Genomic DNA, 21,359 nt, shown 5'->3' with positions numbered 1-21,359 from the left:
GAATACAACGGGCGGCGGTCAGGTGGTGAGCGAGCGGTGCGCCTCACCGAGCCGCTCGACCGCCACCTCCAGGGTCTGCGCGGTGTTCGTCGTGAAACAGAGCCGCGCCCCGTGTCGGTGTCCGCCGTCGACCGCGAAGGCCGAGCCGGGCACGAAGGCGACGCGCCGCTCGACCGCCGCACGCAGCAACGCGTCGGTGTCGGTGCCGTCGCGGAACTCCACCCAGCTGAACATGCCGCCCCTGGCCGCGGTCGCGGCCACCGACTCGCCGAACTCGTCGGTGAGCGCGGCGTTCAGCGCCGTCGCCCGCTCCCCGTATACGGCTCGGATCGCGGCCAGGTGAGTATCGAGCCACGATGCGTCGGCGAGCAGTCCGGCCGCGATCTGCTGGGTGAGCGTCGACCCGCACAGGTCCGCGCCCTGCTTGACCAGCTCGACCGCCGCGCACACCTCCCGCGGTCCGCGCAACCAGCCGACCCGCAGTGCCGGCGCCAGGATCTTCGACGCGCTCGACAGCCTGATCACCCGTTCCGATTGTGCGGCAACGGGTTCGGGCGGCAGACCGTCGTAGTACAGCTCGCCGTACGGATCGTCCTCGACGATCCAGAACCCGAAGCGCTCGGCCAGCCCTGCGAGGTGGGCGCGCCGCGCCGTGGTCATGGTGGCACCGCGCGGGTTGTGGAAGTTGCTCACGGTGTGCACCACCACCGGCCGCTCCCCCGCGTCGAGCAACGCCTCGAGCCGGTCGGTGCGCATGCCGTCGACGTCCAGAGGCACCGTCAGCACCCGGGCCTCCGCCGCCCGAAAGACTTGTAGCGCACCGGTGTAGGCGGGTTCCTCGACCACCACACTCGCTCCCGGATCGAGCAGGACCTGGGCGAGCAGGCTCAGTCCCTGCTGGGAGCCGTGGGTGATGACCACCTCGTGCGGACTCACCGCGGCCCCGACCTCGCGCGACGCGACCACCTCCCGCAGGCCGAACCACCCCGCGGTCTCCGTGTACTGCAGCGCACCGGGTGCGCCGAGCACCCGCTCGGACTCCTGCCGAATCCGTTCGCGTGGAACGAGTTCGGGATCCGGCAGACCGCCGGCGAGGCTGACGACGTCGGGGCGCGCGGTGACGGTGAGCAGGTCGCGGATGGCGGAACTGCGCAGCGCGCCCATCCGACGGGCAAGGGTGAGGGACATGAGATCTCCCGGGAGGCAGCGGGACGGACGAGGTGAGGGCACCTGGTCGCCGGCGGGTCCGCTGGGCGGGAGGCGTCGAAGTGGGCCGGGGGTTACCGGCCGACACTCCGACTATCGCACGATTCGCCCACTGAGTGAATCGCACATCTCACATGTCGAGAACGTCAGTCGAGGTCGTCGTGCCGCATCAGCTGGCGCGCTGCCTCCGTGATCGACCCGGTCAGCGACGGGTACACGGAGAAGGTCTGCGCCAGGTCGTTGACCGAGAGGTTGTTCTGCACCGCGATCGCGATCGGCAGGATCAGCTCGGACGCCGTCGGCGCGACCACCACACCGCCGATGACGACACCGGTCGCCGGTCGGCAGAAGATCTTCACGAAGCCGCGCCGCAGGCCCGACATCTTGGCGCGCGGGTTCGTGTTCAACGGCAGCATCACCGTGCGGGCGGGCACCTCGCCCCCGTCGATCGCGGCCTGGCTGACGCCGACGGTCGCGATCTCCGGGCGGGTGAACACCGCGGACGCGACGGTCTTGAGCTTGATCGGGCTCACGCCCTCACCGAGGGCGTGGTACATCGCGATGCGCCCCTGCATCGCCGCGACCGAGGCCAACGGCAGCAGGCCGGTGCAGTCACCGGCCGCGTAGATCCCCGAGACCGCGGTCCGCGAGACCCGGTCCACCCGCAGGTATCCGCCCTTGTCGAGTTCGATGCCGACCTTCTCGAGACCCAGGCCCGAGGTGTTCGGCGTCGACCCCACGGTCATCAACGCGTGGCTGCCGGTCACCGTGCGACCGTCCGCCAACTTGACGAGCACACCGTCGGCGGTGCGCTCGACGACGTCGGCACGCGCGTGCTTGACCAGGTTCACGCCGCGCTCGGAGAGCGCCTCCTCGAGCACCAGGGCCGCGTCCGCGTCCTCGTGCGGCAGCACGCGGTCCCGGCTCGAGACCATGGTCACCTGCACGCCCATCTCCGTGTAGGCCGAGACGAACTCGGCGCCGGTGACGCCCGAGCCGACCACGACCAGGTGCTCGGGCAGCGTCTCGAGGTCGTAGAGCTGGCGCCAGTTCAGGATCCGCTCACCGTCGGGCTGCGCGTCGGGCAGGACACGCGGGGACGCGCCGGTCGCGATGAGCACCACGTCCGCGTCGAGGATCCGCTCGGACCCGTTCGCCAGGTTGGCCCGTACCTGGTGAACGGCCATCCCGATCACGGAATCGATCAGCTCCGCGGTGCCGAAGAGCAGATCCACGCCTGCGCTCTGCAGCTTGTCGCGGATGTCGGCGGACTGCGCCTGCGCGAGGCTCTTGACGCGGGAATTGATCTTCGGCAGGGAGACCGTGGCCTGCGACAGGTCGAAGCTGATCCCGAGATCGCTGGCCTTGCGCATGTCGGTACGCAGCCCGGTGGAGGCGATGAATGTCTTCGACGGCACGCAGTCCCACAGCACGCAGGCACCGCCGACACCGTCCGAATCGACCAACGACACGGTCGCGCCGTGCTGGGCGGCAACCAGGGCGGCCTCGTAGCCGGCCGGTCCGCCACCAATGATCACGATCCGGGTCATTCATCCTCCATGTTTCGGCAGGGTCGCGCATATCTCGGTGTGTCCACGCTATTCCACCGCCGCTCGCGCTCGCACGCTGGCACGAGTTCCATGCGCCGAACGGGTCGGAAAATGCTGTGTGCGGTTCGCGACCCGCCCGGTACGGTTTAGGCTTTCGCCGTGCCGATTTACGCCGCCTACGGATCCAACATGCACCCGGAGCAGATGCTCGAGCGCTGCCCGCACTCCCCCATGTCGGGAACCGGCTGGCTGCACGGCTGGCGACTGACCTTCAGCGGTGGCGACATCGGCTGGGAGGGCGCGCTCGCGACCGTGGTCGAGGACCCCGACTCCCGCGTGTTCGTGGTGCTCTACGACGTCCCCGACGAGGACGAGGTCAGCCTCGACCGCTGGGAGGGGTCCGAGCTCGGGATCCACCGCAAGATCCGGCTGCGGGTGGACACCGACGGCGAGCCCGTCCTGGCCTGGCTGTACGTGCTCGACGCCTACGAGGGCGGACTCCCCTCGGCCCGGTACCTCGGTGTGATGGCCGACGCGGCGGAGATCGCCGGCGCACCCGCCGACTACGTCCGCGACCTGCGCACCCGCAACAGCCGCAACGTCGGCCCCGGCACGTCGGGCTTCTCCGGTTAGGTCGCGGCGCCGCCGAGCACCAGGTTGACCAGCACCCGCACCCCGACCTCGAGCGCCCGCTCGTCCAGGTCGAAGGTCGGCTGGTGGATGTCGAGCTGCTCGCCGATGCCCGACCAGACGCCGAGACGCGCCATCGCGCCCGGCACCTCCTCGAGGTACCAGGAGAAGTCCTCGCCGCCGCCCGACTGCGGGGTGTCCGCCAGCGCGCCGGGACCGAGCGCGGAGATCGCGCGCTCGAACATCCGGGTGGAGACCTCGTCGTTGACCACCGGCGGCACCCCGCGGCGGTAGTTCAGCTCGTAGCGCACCCCCGTCGGCGCGAGCAGTCCGTGCACGATCTCGCGTACCAGCGGTTCGAGCAACGCCCAGGTCTCGTGGTCCCCGGTCCGCACCGTACCGACCAGCCGGCCCGACTGCGGGATCGCGTTCGGCGCCTGGCCCGCGGTGACCGCACCCCAGACCATCACCGTGCTCGTCCGCGGGTCGATCCGGCGGCTGAGCATGCCGGGCAGTCCGGTGATGACGGTGCCGAGCGCGTAGACGAGGTCGGTGGTCAGGTGCGGTCGCGACGTGTGCCCGCCGGGCGAGTCCAGCACCAACTCGACCGTGTCGGCCGCGGACGTGATCGCACCGAGCCGCACGCCGACCTGACCGGCCCCGAGACGCGGATCGCAGTGCAGGGCAAAGATTCTCGTCACGTCCTGCATCGCCCCCGCGGCGACGACGTCCAACGCCCCGCCCGGCATGACCTCCTCGGCCGGCTGGAAGACCAGGCGGACGCCGACCGGCAGGTCCGGCATCTTCGCCAGCGCGAGGCCGGTACCGAGCAGGATCGTGGTGTGGGCGTCGTGCCCGCAGGCGTGCGAGACGCCGGCGACCGTGGACGCGTACGGCGCGCCCGTGTCCTCCTGCAGCGGCAGCGCGTCCATGTCCGCGCGCAGCGCGATCCGCGGACCGTCCGGTCCGATGTCGCAGGTCAGGCCGGTTCCCCCGGGCAGGATTCGCGGTTCGAGCCCGGCCGCGATCAGCCGGGTCGCGACGAACTCGGTGGTGGCGAACTCGCGGCGGGCCAGTTCGGGGTGCGCGTGAATGTGCCGACGCCAGCGCGACAGGTCCTCGGTGTGCTCGGCGATCCAGCGGTCGATCGACGCGGTCACGAGCGGCCCATCCCTCGACGACGCTCCTCGCCGCGTCGCTGCGCGCCGTGGAGGAGGCGCTCGCGCTGCTCGCGATCGGTGGCGGCAGCGATCGCCGTACCCGCCAGCGCACGGGCGCCGTCGAGCACCGCGCGGTCCGCGGACGCGGTGACGCAGGCCGCCGCGAACTCCGGCTGGTGGGTCACCGCGCCCGCCGAGTCGATGCCGATCACCGGATGGATGCCCGGGAGCACGTGCGTGACGTTCCCCATGTCGGTACTGCCCAACGGACGAGATCCTTCCCATTCCGGGGCCAGCGGCCTGCGCCCCGCCTTCTCGATCAGTTCACGGTAGACCTGCACCAGCCAGGGGTCGGGCCGCAGTTCCGTGTAGTTCGGTGACACCGTGCGAATCTCGTGACTGCAACCGGCGGCCAGCGCACCCGCCTCGAAGCACGCCAGTGCCCGCTCGGTCAGGTCCGCGAGCGAATCGGCGGTCCGGGCACGCAGGTAGTACAGCATCTCGGTGCGCGCGGGGACGATGTTCGGCGCGGTCCCGCCGTCGCTGACGATCCCGTGCATCTGCTGCCCCGCGGACAGGTGCTGGCGCAGCAACCCGAGCCCCACCTGAGCGACGGTGGCGGCGTCGGCGGCATTGCGCCCGAGCTGCGGGGCGGCGGACGCGTGCGCCTCCCGCCCGCTGAAGGTGACCGCGAGATCGGCCATCGCGAGCGAGGTGGCGCCGGCGATGTCCTCGGGACCCGGATGCACCATCAGCGCCGCGCCGAGTCCGTCGAACGCACCGCGCTCGAGCATCAGGACCTTGCCGCCGCCGCTCTCCTCGGCCGGGGTGCCGAGCACGCGGATCGTGATGCCGAGCCGATCCGCCAGCGGGGCCAGCGCGAGACCCGCGCCGACCGCCGCGGCGGCAATGATGTTGTGCCCGCAGGCATGACCGATCTCGGGCAGCGCGTCGTACTCCGCACAGATGCCGATCTCGAGTTCACCGCTGCCGTAGGTCGCGCGGAAGGCGGTCGGCAGGTCTGCGATCGGCGCCTCGACCTCGAACCCGTACTGGGAGAGCAGTTCCGCCGTCTTCGCGGCGCTGCGATGCTCCGCGAACGCGAGCTCGGGCTCGGCGTGAATGGAATGGGACAACGCGATCAGGTCGGCCTGCGCCGAGGCGACCGCGTCGTCCACTTCCGAGTTCACGGTGTCAGTCTCTCATCTACCGCCGAGCTCGCCACCTCCACCGACCCGAGGCTTCGCCCGAGGAGCCACCTCCACCGACCCGAGGCTTCGCCCGAGGAGCCACCTCCACCGACCCGCGGCTTCGCGAGCGGACGGGACTCACCCGAAGCTGAGGTTGCTCGCGTCCGTCGCGGTGGCGAGTGCCGCCAGGATCGGGCCGTGGATCCCACGCTTGATGCCCGCGAGGTTCGGACCGCGGAGATTGGTCGTCGCCGCGGCGCGGGCCACCGCAGCAGCCAGCACGCCGTCACCCTCCGCGGTGTCGTTGACGATGCCGGCCGCGAGGGCGTCCGCCCCGCCGTAGCGCCGGCTGGTCGTCATGGCCTCGACCGCGGTCGCGCGCGGCAACTGCAGCGTCATCAGTGCGTTCATGCCGACGGTGAACGGCATGTTCAGCGCGGCCTCGGGGAGGCTGTAGTACCCACGGTCGGACCGCATCACCCGCAGGTCGTGCGAGGTGGCGAGCATCGCGCCGGCACCGAACGCGTGCCCCTGCACGGCCGCGACCGTGGTCATCGGGAGGGTGAGCAGTCGCGCGAACACCGTGTGCACACGGTCGAGGTACCAGTGCGACTTGTCCAGATTTCCGAACAGCCAGTCGGTGTCGAGCCCGTTGGTGAAGAACTTGCCGGTGGCCGCCGTGACGAGCGCGGCGGGACCGTCGTGGGCCTCGACCTCGTCCAGCTTGGCGTGGATCGCGTCGATCCAGTCGGGATGGAAGCGGTTCTCGCTGTCGGTCTGACCCTCGTTGCCGAGGTAGAGGATGAAGACGTCGCCGTCGCGCTCGAGATAAGGCATGGCCGAATACTACCTGCGAGTAACTTCCCTCGTCCTCAGTACTGTGTCCAGCCATGGGCAACCTCGAGCAGCAGGCCGCGCACGTCCTCGGCGAACGCACCGGAGTCCCGAAGCACGACGTCGCGATCGTCCTCGGCTCCGGCTGGCAGGAGGCCGCGGATGCGTTCGGACCGCCGCAGGCGACGGTGCCGATGGCCGACCTGCCGGGATTCGCCGCCCCCACCGCGTCCGGGCACGCCGGCGAACTGCGATCCGTCCGGGTCGGCGACCACGCTGTGCTGTTGCTGCTCGGGCGCACCCACGCCTACGAGGGGCACGACCTGTCCCGGGTCGTACACCCGGTGCGGACCGCCTGCGCCGCGGGCGCGGGCACCGTCGTCCTGACCAACGCGGCGGGCGGGATCCGGGAGGACCTCGACGTCGGTCAACCGGTGCTGATCGCCGACCACCTGAATCTCACGGCTCGCTCGCCGCTCGTGGGTGCCCAGTTCGTCAACCTGGTCGACGCCTACTCCCCCGAACTGCGCGCGCTCGCCAAGCGGATCGAGCCGTCCCTCACGGAGGGCGTGTACGCCGCGCTGCCCGGACCGCACTACGAGACGCCCGCGGAGATCCGGATGCTCCGCACGCTCGGCGCGGACCTGGTCGGGATGTCGACCGTGCACGAGACGATCGCCGCCCGCGCGGTCGGCGCACGGGTGCTCGGACTGTCCCTGGTGACCAACCTCGCCGCCGGGATGACGGGACGGCCGCTCGACCACACCGAGGTGCTCGCCGCGGGCGCCGCCTCCGCGGGCCGCATCGGTGTCCTGCTGCGTGAACTGGTGGCCGCGCTGTGAGCCTGCGCTTCGGCACCGCGGGCCTGCGCGGCCCGCTCGGCGACGGCCCGGACTGCATGAACCTCGCCGTCGTCGTCCGCACCACCGCCGGCCTGGCCGCCTGGCTGCAGGGCCGCTGCCTGGGCGGCTCCACTGTGGTCGTCGGCCGGGACGCCCGACACGGATCCGCCGAGTTCGCCGCGGCAGCCGCCGAAGTTCTTGCCGCGGCGGGCTTCTCCGTGGTCGCGCTGCCCCGGCCGCTACCGACCCCGGTGCTCGCGTTTGCGGTCCGTCGGCTCGGCGCGCAGGCAGGAGTCCAGATCACCGCCTCGCACAACCCGGCCACCGACAACGGCTACAAGGTGTACCTCGACAGTGGCGCACAGCTGGTCTCGCCCTCGGACCGGGAGATCGAGCAGGCCGTCGGAACGGTCGGTCCCGCCGAGGCGGTGCCCCGCACACCGGTCCCACCCACCGACGAGACCCTGGTCGCCGAGTACCTGGCAAGGGTCGCGGCGCTGCCGCGGGGCGCGGAGCGTCGCCTGCGGATCGCACTGACCGCGCTGCACGGGGTGGGCGGCGCGACCGCGGTCGCGGCGCTCACCGCCGCCGGGTTCACCGATGTACACACCGTCGCAGCACAATTCGAGCCCGATCCGGACTTCCCGACCGTCGAGTTCCCGAACCCCGAGGAGCCGGGAGCCACCGACGCGCTGCTCGAACTGGCGGCGCGGGTGGAGGCGGACCTGGCGATCGCGCTCGACCCGGACGCGGACCGCTGCGCGGTCGGAGTGCCCGGTCCCGACGGGTGGCGAATGCTCGGTGGCGACGAACTGGGTGCGGTCCTCGGCGAACACGTCCTCGGCACGTCCGGCCCGGACCCCCTCGTGGCCACCACGATCGTGTCCTCGCAACTGCTGGCGAAGATCGCCGCGGCACGCGAGGCACGGTTCGCGCAGACTCTCACCGGATTCAAATGGCTGGTCCGGTCGGGGCCGGGGCTCGTGTACGCGTACGAGGAGGCGATCGGGTACTGCGTCGACCCGGACGCCGTGCGGGACAAGGACGGTATCGCGACGGCGGTCCTCACGGCGGGACTCGCCGCGACGCTGAAGGCCCGCGGCCGGTCACTGCTCGACGTCCTCGACGACCTCGCGGTCGAGTTCGGCGTGCACGCGACCGCACAGTTCTCGCGGCGGGTCGGGCGCCAGGACGAGCTGGTCGAACTGATGACCCGACTCAGGTCAGACCTGCCCGAGCAGCTGGCCGGCGACGCCGTGACGGCCGAGGACCTGTCGGATCGGCGGGGTCAGGGGCGCACGGACGCGGTGGTGCTGCAGGGCGAGCGCACGCGAATGGTGGTGCGCCCGTCCGGAACCGAACCGAAGCTCAAGTGCTACCTCGAGGTGGTGGAACAGGTCAGCGGCCCCGCCGACCTGGCCCGCGCCCGCGCCGCGGCCACCGCACGACTGGCAGCGGTGGCCGAACACGCACGCCGGCTGTGAGCTGTCCCTAGACTGCGGGGCAATGAACGAGGACCCGTCGCGGTACGCACCGACGCAGCAGCCGGAACCCGATTCGGGTGAGTACCCCCACAATCCCCCCGCCGCAGGCGGATACGCACACCCGCATCACTGGCGACTGCCGATCCTGCTCGGGTCGTTCGCGGTCGGACTGATCGTCGCCACCGCGATCATCGCGACCGCACTGGTCGTGATCCGGGACCCCGGCAAGGACGCTGCGCCCGCCGCACTGCCCGCGCCGAGCACCGTCGTGGTCACGGTGACCCCGACCACCGAACCGCCTGCTCCCCCGGCGCCGCCACCGCCGCCGCCCGCGCCCACCACCGTGGTCGTGGAGGCCGCACCACCGCGCGAGGTGCCCGAGCCCGTCGCCGCGCCCTCCGCGCCCGGCCTGGGCGTCAGCGGCACCGACGCCCAGGGGTTCGTGAACTACTCGGGCGCCCGCTGCGATTCCGTCAATCCCGCCGTGGCCGTGGGCCGGACGTCGCGGTCGCTGGTGTCGATCTGCCAGACCGGCACCGGCGGCCTGTACTACCGCGCGGTGCGGCTGAGCGACGGCGCGACGATCGAACTCGCCGGCCCACTGCGCATCGGCGACCTGTTCGTCGTGACGAACGGGTCGACGTCCTACTCACTCTCGCCCGGTGCGCTCGTCATCACTCGCGGGACGACCCTGCTCGCCCGTGAGCCGATGCTGGAGTTCGCGTCGCGCTAGATGTTGCGAGGACCGAACTGCCGGTCACCCGCATCGCCGAGGCCGGGCACGATGTACGCGTCCTCGTTGAGTCCCTGGTCGACGCTGGCGGTGACGAGGCGGACCGGGAACCCGGACTCCTCGAGCGCGGTGACGCCCTGCGGCGCGGCGACCACGCAGACCGCGGTGATGTCGGTGGCGCCGCGGTCGACGAGCAATTCGATGGTGCGCACCATCGACCCACCGGTCGCGAGCATCGGGTCGAGGACGTAGACCGGGACCGCGGACAGGTCGCTCGGCAGCGATTCGAGATACGGCACCGGCTGATGGGTCTGCTCGTCCCGGGCCATCCCGACGAACCCCACCTGCGACTGCGGGATCAGCGAACTCGCCTGCTCCACCATGCCGAGTCCCGCGCGCAGCACCGGCACCAGCAGCGGCGGATGTGCCAACCGGACGCCGCGGGCGGGCGCCACCGGCGTCCGCACCTCGAACACCTCGACCTCGGCATCCCGGATGGCCTCGTAGATCAGCATCTGGGTCAGCTCGCGCAACGCGGCCCGAAAGGCCGGGTTGTCGCTGCGGACGTCACGCATCGTGGTCAACAGGGAAGCCGCCAACGGATGATCCACCACTCGCGTGTCCATGGCCGACAGAATATGCGCCGGTGACGTCGCGAGGGAACCGGACCGCGGTGGGCTGCGTCCAATCTCGTTGACAGCACGTCCGGCCTCGCGACGGGGGCACTGTCACCGATCCGCAACCTACGACCGGGGGGATTGCCGAGATGACACAGATTTCTGCGGTGACCGACGGTATTCGCGCCTACGGCGTGACCGCCGAGACGATGTCGGCCCAGGTGCGCGCCGCCGCGGTGGGGGCCGCGGCTGCGGGCCCGGCGATGCTCGGGCCGGTGTTCGGTCTGATCGGCGGCGACTTCCTCGCCGCGTTCGCCTCGGCGCACGGCAGCCACGCGGCCGCCCTGAACGACCTCGCGGACGCACTCGGCAGCCTGGGTGCCACCGCCGCCGCCTCCGCCCTGGCCTACGACACCGCCGACCTCGGGGCCGCGAACGGACTCGACGCGTCCGGCGCCGGTCTGGAGGCGTGAGCGTGATCGGCATCGACCTGCTCGCCCGTCCCCTCGTCGAGCTACTGGAGACCTTCGGCACCGGCGTCATGCCCTCCGGTGGCCCCGCGGACGCACTGCGGGTCGCCTCCGTCGCCCTCGACTCCGCCTACTCGGTCGGCAAACTCGGCCTCGCCGAACTCGGCGGTGTGTGGTCCGGCAACGCCGCAGGCACCGCGAGCGCGAAGGCCGAGCAGGCGCAGACCCAGCACGTCGTGCTGTCCGACCGCGGACAGGAGATCGCACGCGTGCTCACCGCCGCGTCACGGGACGTCAACTCCGGCATGGCCGAACTCGAGGCGATCGTGCAGTCGTTCGTCTCGGTCGCTTTCGCCGCGGGGCCCGCTCTCGCGACGCCTGCCGGCCAGATCGCCATCGTGGCGTCGGCCGTCGACCACCTGTCACGCGGCCTTTCCGTGGTGGCCCGGGTGCGGGCCGAGCTGACCACGCACACCGCTGCGATGACCGAGCTCACCGCGCCGGATCCGTCCCTCGACGCCGCCGATCCGGCGCTCGCGCAGGTATCCGTGCGTCCGACCGCCGCCGGGCCGAGCATGTCGCGGGTGTCAGCGCTGCAGGGCGACGACGCGTTCAGCGGTTTCGGCGGCGGTTTCGCGCAGTCGGCGTCCGCGGCGCCGGGCGAGTGCTACCCGGGACTCGGCGGCGGAAGCACGTTCGGACCCGGATCGAGCAGCGAGCCGTCTGCGGGTGGCCGGTCGACGGTGCACCCCCGGGGCGGCAGCGTCGACCCGCTCGGCAGCAGCGGCGGTGTGCTGGTCTCGCTGCCCGATGGCAGCACCGCGGTGGCACCGAACCAGGCTGCCGCCGACGCCGTCCGCAATGCACTGACCCAGCAGGGCGTGCCCTACGCCTGGGGCGGCACCTCCCCCGGCCAGGGGCTGGACTGCTCGGGCCTGACCCAGTGGGCGTACGGGGAGGCGGGGGTGAACCTGCCCCGCCTGGCCGAGCAGCAGGACGTCGGCATCCAGGTCGACCAGTCCGACCTGATGCCCGGCGACCTCGCGGTCTGGGACGGCCACGTCGCGATGGTGATCGGGAACGACAAGATGGTCGAAGCCGGCGATCCGGTCAGCGTCAGCGCGGTCCGAACCGACAACATCGGAATGGGGTTCCGCGGCTTCTACAGGCCGACGGCATGAGCGCGCCGCACGACGCCGATTCACCGGTGGCCGGCGTCCCCGTCACCGCCTCGGCGACGACGAGCAACCGGTCCGGCACGGTCACGGTCACGGCGACAGACCGCGGTCAGCCGTCGGAGGTTCGCATCGACCGGCGCGAGCTGCGCTACGGCAGCGGTCGCCTGGCCGCCGCGATCCTCGAGATCTGCCAGGCGTCCGCGGCCGAGGCCAAGGTCCGTCGGCGTGAGGACCTCGCCCGCGCCGGGGTGCGGGCGGACATACTGGACCGCCTCGGCCTGCCGACCCGCGAGGAGCTGGCCCGCACGCAGCGGACCGACGAACGCGACGAGCCTGCGCCGACGAGTTGGATGCGGCCGCTGTGAGCGAGCGAAACCATGAATCTGTGAGCGAGCGAAACTATGGAACTGTGAGCGAGATCGACGGTGTCGTCGCCCGTGCGTCACACGGCGTCGAGAACCTCGAACAGGCCCTGCACGGGCTCACCACCCTGCGGGCCCGCGCCACCCACGAGTCCGGTCTGGTCCGCGTGGAGGTCGACGAGCAGGGCGGTTTGCGCGACCTGTGGATCGCCGAGGGGCTCGCCCGCGTCGATGCCCGCGACCTCGGGCATGCCGTCGTCGAGGCGGCCGCGGCAGCTGCCGAAATCGTCGCCGGGCGACGGGATCAGATCCTGGCATCGCTTCGGGACGCATTGACCTACTAGGCTTCGCGCCATGGCTGGAGACATCGTCCCGATCCAACTCGGTCTCACCGACGGAGACCTCGTCACCCTGTGGGCCCCGCGGTGGCGTGAGGGGGACGACGAGTGGGAGGCGTTCCTCGGGCACGAGGAGAACCTCTACGCCTTCGAGTCGGTCGCCGACCTGACCGCTTTCATCCGGGTCGAGACCGACCACGACCTGGTCGAGCACCCCTCGTGGCCGACGGTGGCGGCGCTGTCCGCGGACGAGTTCGAGCCGGACGAGGAACACGCCTACGACCTGATCGGGGTGCCCGAACTCGCCGCGGGCGACCCGGACGCGGAGACCCTGAACGAACTCGACGCGACGCTCGAGATGGTGCGCACCATCGGCGAGGTCTGCGAGCTCGACGTGGTCATCCGGTTCTTCAGCTCGCACCCCATCCTGCGGGCGTTGCCGAGCGGGGTCGCGACCTTCGTCGGCCGCGAGGGCGAGGAGCTGTGGGACCAGGTCGGTGCCGCGGTCGCCGCCGGCTGGGACGCCGTGCTCGACGCCATCGACGGAATCGTCGCGGTACCCGAGGTCGACGCGACCGCCGTCGCGATTGCCGAGGCGGAGATCCTCGCCGCGGAAGAGAACGTCGTCGACGCCGACGATGCGGCAGAGGAGTCGGACGAGGACTCCGACGACCTCGAATTCATGACGCTCAACCTCGACGACGAGATCGTCGACCCGACCGCCCTTGCCGCGGAGGACGATTCGTTCTGGACCTCGGTCGGCATCGACCCGGTGAAGATCATCACCTCGTCCACCACCTGGTTCACGCTGCGGTGCTACCTCGACGACGACCCGGTGTTCCTCGGCAAGTCCGGACGCATCCTGGTCTTCACCTCGGAGCGTGCGCTGGCCCGCTACCTCGCCGACAACCACGACCACGACCTCGCGCGGGTGAGCACCTACGGAGACGTCCAGGCCGCGGCGGTCGACGGCTCGCTGGAGATCGAGGTCACCGACGAGAACGTCTACGTGCTACCGGGACTCGCCGACGACCTGGCGGCGGGACCCCGGGCCGTGGACGCCGACCAACTCGACCTGGCGGTCGAACTGTTCACCGACGCCGCCGAGTACGCGCGCGACGAGTCCACCGAGCAGGCGCTCGCGGCGTCCACTCCCCTCGGCTGGTACGTCTCCTACGTCCTCGACCCGGACCCGAACCGGTTGGCGCCGAGCGCGCCGTTCACCGACGAGTCCGAGTCCTGGCGGGCACTCGAGCGCGAGTTCGAGACCCGACTGCGCCCGGAGTAGCGGAGAGCGTTCATCCGATCAGCACCGCGTAGCCCGGCTTGACGACCTCGTCGATCAGCCGCAGTCGGTCCGGGAACGGGATGAACGCCGACTTCATCGCGTTGATCGTGAACCGCTCGAGGTCGCTCCACCCGTAGCCGAAGGTGGTGGCGAGCTTGACCATCTCCTCGCTCATGCTGGTCGCGCTCATCAGCCGATTGTCGGTGTTGACGGTCACCCGGAACCGCAGTCGCGCGAGCAGGTCGAACGGATGCTTCTCGAGGCTGGACACCGCGCCGGTCTGCACGTTCGAACTCGGGCACAGCTCCAGCGGAATGCGCTTGTCCCGCACGTAGTTCGCGAGCCGTCCCAGCTCTGCCGACCCGGCGGAACTCACCGCGATGTCGTCGGTGATCCGCACCCCGTGACCGAGCCGGTCCGCGCCGCAGAACGCGATCGCCTCGTGGATGGACGGTAGGCCGAACGCCTCGCCTGCGTGAATCGTGAAGTGCGCGTTGTTCGCCCGCATGTGTTCGAAGGCGTCCAGGTGCCTGCTCGGTGGGTGCCCGGCCTCGGCGCCCGCGATGTCGAAGCCGACCACCCCGCGGTCCCGGAACCGGACCGCGAGCTCGGCGATCTCGAGCGAGCGGGCGGCATGGCGCATCGCGGTGAGCAGGCAGCCGATCCGGATCTGCTGCCCCTGCTCGCGCGCCAGCTCCACACCCTCCTCGAAACCGCGCAGCGTGTGGTCCACCACCTCGTCGAGGCTCAGTCCGCGCTCGAGGTGCTGTTCCGGCGCGAAGCGGACCTCCGCGTACACCACCGAGTCCGCCGCGAGGTCGAGCGCGCACTCGCGGGCGACCCGGGCCAGCCCCTCGGGCGTCTGCATGACCGCGACGGTGTGCTCGAAGGTCTCGAGATAGCGCTCGAGCGAGCCGCTGCCCGCCGCGTCCGCGAACCAGGCGGCGAGGGCCTCCGCGTCGTCCGCGGGCAGGCGGTCGTATCCGCAGTCGTGGGCCAGTTCGAGCACGGTGGCGGGCCGGAGACCGCCGTCGAGGTGGTCGTGCAGCAGCGCCTTCGGAGCGGTCCGCACGGACGGGAGGTCGAGAGGTGCCGGGCTCATGGGTCGACGCTAGACCCGCACGAGCCCGATGCGATCGATCACGAGCGACTCCTCTGGCGGCGTGTCGCCGACGGACCACGCGCCGTCGAGCGCCGCCCGTGCGGCGGCGAACCTGGCCGGGGTGTCGGTGTGCAGGGTCAGCAGCGGCTGTCCCGCGACGACGGCGTCGCCGGGCCGGGCGTGCCACTGCACGCCGGCGCCGGACTGCACCGGTTGGCCCTGCCGCTCGCGCCCCGCGCCGAGCCGCCAGGCCGCCACCCCTACCGCCATCGCGTCCAGCCGGGTCAGCACACCGGATTCCGTCGCGGTCACCACGTCTCGCTCGCGCGCGGTCGGCAACGGCGCGGCGGGATCGCCGTCCTGCGCGCGCAGCATGGCCCGCCACCGGTCCATCGCCCGGCCGTCGCGCAGCACCTCGGCCGGGTCGTGTCCGTCGAGTCCTGCGGCACAGAGCATTTCGCGAGCGAGGGTCAGCGTCAGTTCCACCACGTCCGCGGGCCCGCCGCCGGCGAGCACCTCGAGGGACTCGGCGACCTCGAGCGCGTTGCCCGCCGAGTAACCGAGCGGGGTGTCCATCGCGGTGAGCAACGCGACGGTGCGCACACCCGCGTCCGCACCCAGTTCGACCATCGTGGTCGCGAGATCGCGGGCGTCGGCGACGTTCTTCATGAACGCACCCGACCCCACCTTCACGTCCAGAACGAGCGCGCCCGCGCCCTCGGCGATCTTCTTGCTCATGATCGAACTGGCGATCAGGGGGATGGACTCGACGGTTCCGGTGACGTCACGCAGCGCGTACAGCTTGCGGTCCGCCGGCGCCAGGTCGGCGCCGGCGGCACACACGACCGCGCCGACCGCCGGGTCCGCGAGAATCGCATCGATCTCCGCGGGTGACAGATCGGCACGCCAGCCGGGCACCGACTCGAGCTTGTCGAGGGTGCCGCCGGTGTGACCGAGTCCCCGACCGGACAACTGGGGAACCACCGCGCCGCAGGCCGCGACCAGCGGCGCCAGCGGCAGGGTGATCTTGTCCCCCACCCCGCCGGTCGAGTGCTTGTCGACGGTCGGCCGGGCCAGCGCACTCAGGTCCATGCGGCGTCCGGTGCGGATCATCGCGTGCGTCCAGGCGGCGGTCTCGGCGCGGGTCATGCCGCGGAAGACGATCGACATGGCCAGCGCGGACATCTGCTCGTCGGCGACCTCGCCGCGGGTGTAGGCGCCGATCAGCCACCCGATCTGTGCGTCCGTCAGCTCGTGACCGTCGCGTTTGGCCGTGATGAGCGAGACCGCGTCGGCGATCACTGCGCCGGCCCCTCGGCGCCGCGCCGCACCCGGGCGAGATCGTCGGGGCCGAAGGCCTGCGGGAGCAGGTCACCCAGCGCAACCGCACCGTCGGCGGCGTCGATCAGCAGCTCCGCGCCGCCGTGTTCGAAAAGCAGTTGCCTGCACCGCCCGCAGGGCATCAGTGCCTGCCCGAGCGCGTCGCGGCAGGAGAACGCCAACAGGCGTCCACCGCCGGTCGCGTGTAAGTTACTGACGAGTCCACATTCGGCGCACAGCCCCAGGCCGTATGAGACATTTTCCACATTGCATCCGATGACAATGCGGCCGTCGTCGACTAGGGCCGCAGCCCCCACCGGGAAGTTCGAGTAGGGCGCGTAGGCCGCCCTCATGACGCTATCTGCTTTGTCTCGCAACGTCTTCCAGTCAATTTCCGACACAGTGCACTATCCAATCACGAGCACTGAATGGATGCAGAAGATCGCCGGGAACACCCCCGGCTGCATTGGGCAGGCAAACCTAAGACCGACCCGCGGCGCTCGTACGAACCGCCCGTCGAATTAGTTCCCAGATTGACCGGGGATTACAGTGCAGGAAGTCGGTTCAGGTTCTCGTCGCGCCAAGGCTGAATACTCCAGGGTCGTCCCCGAAGAAACAGCCGCTCGGGGTGCGACAGTCCACCAAAGACGTTGGAGGCACAGCACTCGATGAGTAGCACGACTGAAGCCGCTCCGGCGAAGGAGCGCACACGGTCGCTATACCGGGGCGACCCCGGAATGTGGTCCTGGGTTCTACACCGGATCACCGGTGTCGCGACATTCTTCTTTCTCTTCGTCCACGTACTCGACACCGCGCTGGTGCGAGTCAATCCGGACACCTACGACCGGGTCATCGAGACCTACAAGAACCCGGTCGTCGGGCTCATGGAGCTCGCCCTGGTCGCGATGGTGCTCTACCACGCACTCAACGGCGTCCGCGTGATGCTCGTGGACTTCTGGTCGAAGGGTCCGCAGTACCAGCGCCCGATGCTCTGGATCATCATCGCGATCTGGTTCGTCGTGATGATTCCCGGCGCGGGCCGCATCTTCTACAACATGTTTGCGGGGCACTGAGATGACTGAAGCGAAGAGCCTGGGAACGTCCTACGACCGTCCCGCCAGCCTGGACAACCCGCGTTCGCCGCGGCGTCAGGCGAAGAACAACTTCGAGCTCTACGCCTGGTTGTTCATGCGCCTGTCCGGCCTCGCGCTGATCGTGCTGGTGCTCGGCCACCTGTTCATCATGCTGATGATGGACGACGGCGTGCACCGCATCAATTTCGGCTTCGTCGCCGGCCGCTGGGCCAGCCCGTTCTGGCAGTTCTGGGACCTGACCATGCTCTGGCTCGCCCAGCTGCACGGCGGCAACGGCCTGCGCACGGTGATTGCGGACTACTCGCGCAAGGACTCCACGCGGTTCTGGCTGAACGCGATTCTCGTGGTGTCGATGATCCTGATCATGGGCCTCGGCACGTATGTCATCTTCACCTTCGACCCCAACATCTCGGCCTAGGGGAGCAGAAACTTCATGCTGGAACATCGTTATGACGTGGTCATCGTCGGCGCAGGCGGCGCCGGGATGCGCGCAGCCATCGAGGCCGGTCCGCGCGCACGCACCGCGGTCCTGACCAAGCTCTACCCCACCCGCAGCCACACCGGTGCGGCGCAGGGCGGCATGTGTGCCGCGCTGGCGAACGTGGAGGAAGACAACTGGGAGTGGCACACCTTCGACACCGTCAAGGGCGGCGACTACCTCGCCGACCAGGACGCCGTCGAGATCATGGCCAAGGAGGCCATCGACGCGGTGCTCGACCTGGAGAAGATGGGTCTGCCCTTCAACCGCACCCCCGAGGGCAAGATCGACCAGCGTCGTTTCGGCGGCCACACTCGTGACCACGGCAAGGCCCCGGTTCGCCGGGCCTGCTACGCCGCGGACCGCACCGGCCACATGATCCTGCAGACGCTGTACCAGAACTGCGTCAAGCACGACGTCGAGTTCTTCAACGAGTACTACGCACTCGACATCGCCCTCACCGAGACCGACAACGGCCCGGTCGCGACCGGCGTCATCGCCTACGAGCTCTCCACCGGCGAGATCCACGTCTTCCACGCGAAGTCCATCGTGTTCGCCACCGGCGGCTCGGGACGCATGTACAAGACGACGTCCAACGCACACACCCTCACCGGTGACGGCATGGGCATCATCTTCCGCAAGGGTCTTCCCTTGGAGGACATGGAGTTCCACCAGTTCCACCCGACAGGACTGGCCGGGCTCGGCATCCTCATCTCGGAGGCCGTGCGCGGCGAGGGCGGCATCCTCCGCAACGCCGACGGCGAGCGGTTCATGGAGCGCTACGCGCCGACCATCAAGGACCTCGCGCCCCGCGACATCGTCGCCCGCTCGATGGTGCTCGAGGTGCTCGAGGGTCGCGGCGCCGGCCCGAACAAGGACTACGTCTACATCGACGTGACCCACCTCGGCGAGGAGGTGCTCGAGGAGAAGCTCCCCGACATCACGGAGTTCGCCCGCACCTACCTGGGCGTGGACCCGGTCACCGAGCTGGTGCCCGTGTACCCGACCTGTCACTACGTGATGGGCGGCATCCCCACCAAGATCAACGGTGAGGTGCTCCGCAACAACGAGGACCACGTCCCCGGCCTGTACGCCGCCGGCGAGTGCGCCTGTGTCTCGGTGCACGGCGCCAACCGCCTCGGCACCAACTCGCTGCTCGACATCAACGTGTTCGGCCGCCGGGCCGGCATCGCCGCCGCCGAGCACGCGAACAACTCCGAGTTCGTGCCGCTGCCCGACGAGCCGGCCAAGATGGTCGAGGAGTGGCTCGCGGTCATCCTCTCCGACCACGGTCACGAGCGCGTCGCGGACATCCGCACGGAACTGCAGGTGACCATGGACAACAACGCTTCGGTGTTCCGCACCGACGCCACGCTGACCCAGGCACTGAACGACGTGCGCGCGCTCAAGGAGCGCTACAACCACATCACCGTGCAGGACAAGGGCAAGCGCTACAACAGCGATCTGCTCGAGGCCGTCGAGCTCGGATTCCTGCTCGAAATGGCCGAGGTCACCGTCGTCGGCGCGCTCAACCGGAAGGAGTCGCGCGGCGGCCACGCCCGCGAGGACTTCCCGGATCGCAACGACGCCGAGTACATGAAGCACACCATGGCCTACAAGGTGGGCGACGGTCTGCTCTCCGACATCCGTCTCGACTACAAGCCGGTAGTCCAGACCCGCTACGAGCCGATGGAGCGTAAGTACTGATGTCCGCACCCGTTGTAGACAAGGACGCACCCGCGCTGCCGCCGGTGCCCGAGGGCGCGACGATGGTCACCCTCAAGATCGCCCGGTTCAACCCCGAGGACGGCGAGGGTCAGCGCTGGGAGAGCTTCCAGGTTCCGGCGCTGCCGTCGGACCGGATGCTGAACCTGCTGCTGTACGTGAAGGGCTACCTGGACGGCACGCTCACCTTCCGTCGTTCCTGCGCACACGGCGTGTGCGGCTCGGACGCCATGCGGATCAACGGCGTCAACCGTCTGGCCTGCAAGATCCTGATGAAGGACCTGCTGCCCAAGGACGGCAAGTCGGTCACCATCACCGTCGAGCCCATCAAGGGCCTGCCGGTGGAGAAGGACCTCGTGGTCGACATGGAACCGTTCTTCGACGCGTTCCGTGCGGTCAAGCCGTTCCTGATGACCTCGGGCAACGAGCCGACCCGCGAGCGCATCCAGTCGCAGGCCGACCGCGCTCGCTTCGACGACACCACCAAGTGCATCCTGTGCGCGTGCTGCACCACCTCGTGCCCGGTGTACTGGAGCGACGGAAGCTACTTCGGCCCGGCCGCGATCGTGAACGCACACCGGTTCATCTTCGACAGCCGTGACGAGGGTGCCGCCGAGCGCCTCGACATCCTCAACGACAAGGACGGCGTGTGGCGCTGCCGCACGACGTTCAACTGCACCGACGCGTGCCCCCGTGGCATCCAGGTGACGAAGGCGATCCAGGAGGTCAAGCGCGCGCTGCTATTCGCTCGCTAACCCGCAACAAGAGACGAATGGCGCGGACTCTTTCGAGTCCGCGCCATTCGCCGTGCGATCGTCCGTAATTATGAAATTCATTATATTCGGTAGTCAAACTTCTACCCGGTCGGTTATCCATCGGTTACCATGAGTCGCGCAGGGGGGCAGTCCTCGCTCGACGAGGGTCAGACAAACACGAAGGGATCGGGACCTACGTCAATGGAGTCAGACTTCGCTTCTCGGCTGAACAAGCTCTTCGAGACTGTTCACCCCGCCGGCCGGAAGCCCCACACGAACACCGAGGTCGCCGAAGCCCTCAACTCCGCAGGCCATCGGATCTCGAAGCCGTACATCTCGCAGTTGCGCAACGGTCAGCGCACCAATCCGTCCCCGGAAACCGTTGCGGCACTTGCCCAGTTCTTCAAGGTCAAGTCCGACTACTTTTTCGACGACATCTACGCCGCTCGCATCGACCACGACCTGGAACTGCTTGCCCAGCTGCGCGGGTACGGGCTGCGGCGACTGTCTGCGCGAGCCTTCGACCTCTCCACGGAATCGCAGGAGTTGCTCACTGCGATGGCCGAGAAGCTCCGTCGCAGTGAGGGATTGCCCGCAACGCCCCCCGATTCGACCGAGTAGCACTGGTGGGGGGAACTCGGCAACGACCCGGGCGCTGGCGGATTCTGGCCGTCGGCGCCTTTCTCGGGTCAATGGCACTGACACCGGGAATCGCTGCCGCACACCCAGATTCGGCCGACCAACGCTCGGTCGAGTCGAACGAGCGCTGGCACCGGGATCGCGATCGTCACGGCTGGCACTGCGGCCACGACGATCGCGATCGTCACGATCATCACGATTGCGGTCATCCGACGACGACGGTCACCCCCACCACCACAGCGGTTCCCACCACCACGGCCGTCCCGACGACCACAGCGGTTCCCACCACCACGGCCGTCCCGACCACCACAGCGGTCCCCACCACCACAGCCGTCCCCACCACCACGACCGTCCCGACCACCAC

General features: G+C 69.9%; 23 protein-coding genes. 14 read left to right on the top strand and 9 right to left on the bottom strand.

What is annotated here, in order from left to right; all coding sequences use genetic code 11:
• Positions 1-18 precede the first annotated feature (18 nt).
• Complete coding sequence (locus tag ACFVH2_RS03685; RefSeq protein WP_378422368.1) at positions 19-1,188, bottom strand: PLP-dependent aminotransferase family protein; 1,170 nt, start codon at positions 1,186-1,188, stop codon at positions 19-21.
• Positions 1,189-1,352: 164 nt separating this feature from the next.
• Positions 1,353-2,756, bottom strand: a complete 1,404-nt coding sequence (locus tag ACFVH2_RS03680) for an NAD(P)H-quinone dehydrogenase (protein WP_378422366.1) — start codon at positions 2,754-2,756, stop codon at positions 1,353-1,355.
• Between the two features lie 159 nt (positions 2,757-2,915).
• Between ACFVH2_RS03680 and ACFVH2_RS03675 the strand changes: the two genes are divergently transcribed.
• Positions 2,916-3,389 (top strand): gamma-glutamylcyclotransferase, encoded by a 474-nt coding sequence (locus tag ACFVH2_RS03675; RefSeq protein ID WP_378422364.1) that lies wholly within the window; start codon positions 2,916-2,918, stop codon positions 3,387-3,389.
• Here the strand turns inward: ACFVH2_RS03675 and ACFVH2_RS03670 are convergent.
• The 3 genes from ACFVH2_RS03670 to ACFVH2_RS03660 form a co-directional block, all read right to left on the bottom strand.
• Complete coding sequence (locus ACFVH2_RS03670; RefSeq protein ID WP_378422363.1) at positions 3,386-4,546, bottom strand: M20 family metallopeptidase; 1,161 nt, start codon at positions 4,544-4,546, stop codon at positions 3,386-3,388. The two genes, ACFVH2_RS03675 and ACFVH2_RS03670, sit on opposite strands and share 4 nt — an antisense overlap.
• Positions 4,543-5,736, bottom strand: a complete 1,194-nt coding sequence (locus tag ACFVH2_RS03665; protein ID WP_378422361.1) for a M20 family metallopeptidase — start codon at positions 5,734-5,736, stop codon at positions 4,543-4,545. The genes ACFVH2_RS03670 and ACFVH2_RS03665 overlap by 4 nt, the downstream gene beginning before the upstream one ends.
• A 138-nt stretch (positions 5,737-5,874) precedes the next feature.
• Complete coding sequence (locus ACFVH2_RS03660; RefSeq protein ID WP_378422359.1) at positions 5,875-6,573, bottom strand: enoyl-CoA hydratase/isomerase family protein; 699 nt, start codon at positions 6,571-6,573, stop codon at positions 5,875-5,877.
• Positions 6,574-6,626: 53 nt separating this feature from the next.
• Here ACFVH2_RS03660 and ACFVH2_RS03655 point away from each other — a divergent pair, with 53 nt between their 5' ends.
• The 3 genes from ACFVH2_RS03655 to ACFVH2_RS03645 are packed head-to-tail and all read left to right on the top strand — an operon-like array spanning position 6,627 to position 9,629.
• Positions 6,627-7,412 (top strand): purine-nucleoside phosphorylase, encoded by a 786-nt coding sequence (locus ACFVH2_RS03655; protein WP_378422357.1) that lies wholly within the window; start codon positions 6,627-6,629, stop codon positions 7,410-7,412.
• The gene (locus ACFVH2_RS03650) at positions 7,409-8,896 is read left to right on the top strand and encodes a phospho-sugar mutase (protein ID WP_378422355.1); all 1,488 of its coding nucleotides are present in this window, start codon (positions 7,409-7,411) and stop codon (positions 8,894-8,896) included. The genes ACFVH2_RS03655 and ACFVH2_RS03650 overlap by 4 nt, the downstream gene beginning before the upstream one ends.
• A 22-nt stretch (positions 8,897-8,918) precedes the next feature.
• Positions 8,919-9,629, top strand: a complete 711-nt coding sequence (locus ACFVH2_RS03645; protein WP_378422353.1) for a hypothetical protein — start codon at positions 8,919-8,921, stop codon at positions 9,627-9,629.
• On the opposite strand, the gene upp is transcribed toward ACFVH2_RS03645, so the two are convergent.
• Entirely contained in the window at positions 9,626-10,255 is a 630-nt protein-coding gene (gene upp, locus ACFVH2_RS03640) for a uracil phosphoribosyltransferase (RefSeq protein WP_378422351.1), read from the bottom strand. The genes ACFVH2_RS03645 and upp overlap by 4 nt on opposite strands.
• 140 nt (positions 10,256-10,395) lie before the next feature.
• On the opposite strand from upp, the gene ACFVH2_RS03635 reads away from it, so the two are divergent.
• The 5 genes from ACFVH2_RS03635 to ACFVH2_RS03615 are packed head-to-tail and all read left to right on the top strand — an operon-like array spanning position 10,396 to position 13,882.
• The gene (locus ACFVH2_RS03635; protein ID WP_378422349.1) at positions 10,396-10,719 is read left to right on the top strand and encodes a type VII secretion target; all 324 of its coding nucleotides are present in this window, start codon (positions 10,396-10,398) and stop codon (positions 10,717-10,719) included.
• 2 nt (positions 10,720-10,721) lie between these two features.
• A complete protein-coding gene (locus ACFVH2_RS03630) occupies positions 10,722-11,897 on the top strand; it encodes a C40 family peptidase (protein WP_378422655.1) in 1,176 nt (391 codons plus the stop codon).
• Positions 11,894-12,259, top strand: a complete 366-nt coding sequence (locus ACFVH2_RS03625; RefSeq protein WP_378422347.1) for a hypothetical protein — start codon at positions 11,894-11,896, stop codon at positions 12,257-12,259. The genes ACFVH2_RS03630 and ACFVH2_RS03625 overlap by 4 nt, the downstream gene beginning before the upstream one ends.
• Positions 12,260-12,303: 44 nt before the next feature.
• Positions 12,304-12,600, top strand: coding sequence for a YbaB/EbfC family nucleoid-associated protein (locus ACFVH2_RS03620; RefSeq protein ID WP_378422345.1), 297 nt, complete (start codon positions 12,304-12,306; stop codon positions 12,598-12,600).
• A 10-nt stretch (positions 12,601-12,610) separates the two neighbouring features.
• Entirely contained in the window at positions 12,611-13,882 is a 1,272-nt protein-coding gene (locus tag ACFVH2_RS03615; protein ID WP_378422343.1) for a primosomal protein, read from the top strand.
• Between the two features lie 10 nt (positions 13,883-13,892).
• Here the strand turns inward: ACFVH2_RS03615 and ACFVH2_RS03610 are convergent, their stop codons facing one another.
• Genes ACFVH2_RS03610 through ACFVH2_RS03600 form a run of 3 tightly spaced genes read right to left on the bottom strand, consistent with a single transcriptional unit; the run spans position 13,893 to position 16,705 of the window.
• On the bottom strand, positions 13,893-14,984 hold the full coding sequence (locus tag ACFVH2_RS03610) for an adenosine deaminase (RefSeq protein ID WP_378422341.1): 1,092 nt from the start codon (positions 14,982-14,984) through the stop codon (positions 13,893-13,895).
• 9 nt (positions 14,985-14,993) lie between these two features.
• Positions 14,994-16,283, bottom strand: coding sequence for a thymidine phosphorylase (locus ACFVH2_RS03605; RefSeq protein WP_378422653.1), 1,290 nt, complete (start codon positions 16,281-16,283; stop codon positions 14,994-14,996).
• Positions 16,283-16,705 carry a cytidine deaminase gene (locus tag ACFVH2_RS03600; protein ID WP_378422339.1) on the bottom strand — a complete coding sequence of 141 codons (423 nt, stop codon included), beginning with the start codon at positions 16,703-16,705 and terminating at the stop codon, positions 16,283-16,285. The genes ACFVH2_RS03605 and ACFVH2_RS03600 overlap by 1 nt, the downstream gene beginning before the upstream one ends.
• A gap of 267 nt (positions 16,706-16,972) precedes the next feature.
• Here ACFVH2_RS03600 and sdhC point away from each other — a divergent pair, with 267 nt between their 5' ends.
• The 5 genes from sdhC (at position 16,973) to ACFVH2_RS03575 (ending at position 20,977) form a co-directional block, all read left to right on the top strand.
• Positions 16,973-17,377 carry a succinate dehydrogenase, cytochrome b556 subunit gene (gene sdhC, locus ACFVH2_RS03595; RefSeq protein WP_378422338.1) on the top strand — a complete coding sequence of 135 codons (405 nt, stop codon included), beginning with the start codon at positions 16,973-16,975 and terminating at the stop codon, positions 17,375-17,377.
• Between the two features lies 1 nt (position 17,378).
• Positions 17,379-17,816, top strand: coding sequence for a succinate dehydrogenase hydrophobic membrane anchor subunit (locus tag ACFVH2_RS03590; protein ID WP_378422336.1), 438 nt, complete (start codon positions 17,379-17,381; stop codon positions 17,814-17,816).
• A 15-nt stretch (positions 17,817-17,831) separates the two neighbouring features.
• Positions 17,832-19,583: a succinate dehydrogenase flavoprotein subunit gene (gene sdhA, locus ACFVH2_RS03585; protein WP_378422334.1), complete on the top strand. Its 1,752-nt coding sequence runs from the start codon at positions 17,832-17,834 to the stop codon at positions 19,581-19,583.
• Entirely contained in the window at positions 19,583-20,356 is a 774-nt protein-coding gene (locus ACFVH2_RS03580; protein WP_378422333.1) for a succinate dehydrogenase iron-sulfur subunit, read from the top strand. Before sdhA ends, ACFVH2_RS03580 begins: the two co-directional genes overlap by 1 nt.
• 201 nt (positions 20,357-20,557) lie before the next feature.
• The gene (locus tag ACFVH2_RS03575) at positions 20,558-20,977 is read left to right on the top strand and encodes a helix-turn-helix domain-containing protein (protein ID WP_378422331.1); all 420 of its coding nucleotides are present in this window, start codon (positions 20,558-20,560) and stop codon (positions 20,975-20,977) included.
• The last annotated feature ends 382 nt before the right edge of the window (positions 20,978-21,359 follow it).

Source organism: Rhodococcus sp. NPDC127527, assembly GCF_042672245.1.
Lineage (GTDB): Bacteria > Actinomycetota > Actinomycetes > Mycobacteriales > Mycobacteriaceae > Rhodococcus_G.
The sequence above is the reverse complement of the archived record's forward strand: the minus strand, read 5'-3'. Positions and strand labels throughout refer to the sequence as shown.

Coding starts and splice junctions, on each gene's coding strand:
- ACFVH2_RS03685 (WP_378422368.1), bottom strand. CDS start 1,188: ATGTCCCTCACCCTTGCCCGTCGGATGGGCGCGCTGCGCAGTTCCGCC.
- ACFVH2_RS03680 (WP_378422366.1), bottom strand. CDS start 2,756: ATGACCCGGATCGTGATCATTGGTGGCGGACCGGCCGGCTACGAGGCC.
- ACFVH2_RS03660 (WP_378422359.1), bottom strand. CDS start 6,573: ATGCCTTATCTCGAGCGCGACGGCGACGTCTTCATCCTCTACCTCGGC.
- ACFVH2_RS03655 (WP_378422357.1), top strand. CDS start 6,627: ATGGGCAACCTCGAGCAGCAGGCCGCGCACGTCCTCGGCGAACGCACC.
- ACFVH2_RS03645 (WP_378422353.1), top strand. CDS start 8,919: ATGAACGAGGACCCGTCGCGGTACGCACCGACGCAGCAGCCGGAACCC.
- upp (WP_378422351.1), bottom strand. CDS start 10,255: ATGGACACGCGAGTGGTGGATCATCCGTTGGCGGCTTCCCTGTTGACC.
- ACFVH2_RS03635 (WP_378422349.1), top strand. CDS start 10,396: ATGACACAGATTTCTGCGGTGACCGACGGTATTCGCGCCTACGGCGTG.
- ACFVH2_RS03625 (WP_378422347.1), top strand. CDS start 11,894: ATGAGCGCGCCGCACGACGCCGATTCACCGGTGGCCGGCGTCCCCGTC.
- ACFVH2_RS03615 (WP_378422343.1), top strand. CDS start 12,611: ATGGCTGGAGACATCGTCCCGATCCAACTCGGTCTCACCGACGGAGAC.
- ACFVH2_RS03610 (WP_378422341.1), bottom strand. CDS start 14,984: ATGAGCCCGGCACCTCTCGACCTCCCGTCCGTGCGGACCGCTCCGAAG.
- sdhC (WP_378422338.1), top strand. CDS start 16,973: ATGAGTAGCACGACTGAAGCCGCTCCGGCGAAGGAGCGCACACGGTCG.
- ACFVH2_RS03590 (WP_378422336.1), top strand. CDS start 17,379: ATGACTGAAGCGAAGAGCCTGGGAACGTCCTACGACCGTCCCGCCAGC.
- sdhA (WP_378422334.1), top strand. CDS start 17,832: ATGCTGGAACATCGTTATGACGTGGTCATCGTCGGCGCAGGCGGCGCC.
- ACFVH2_RS03580 (WP_378422333.1), top strand. CDS start 19,583: ATGTCCGCACCCGTTGTAGACAAGGACGCACCCGCGCTGCCGCCGGTG.
- ACFVH2_RS03575 (WP_378422331.1), top strand. CDS start 20,558: ATGGAGTCAGACTTCGCTTCTCGGCTGAACAAGCTCTTCGAGACTGTT.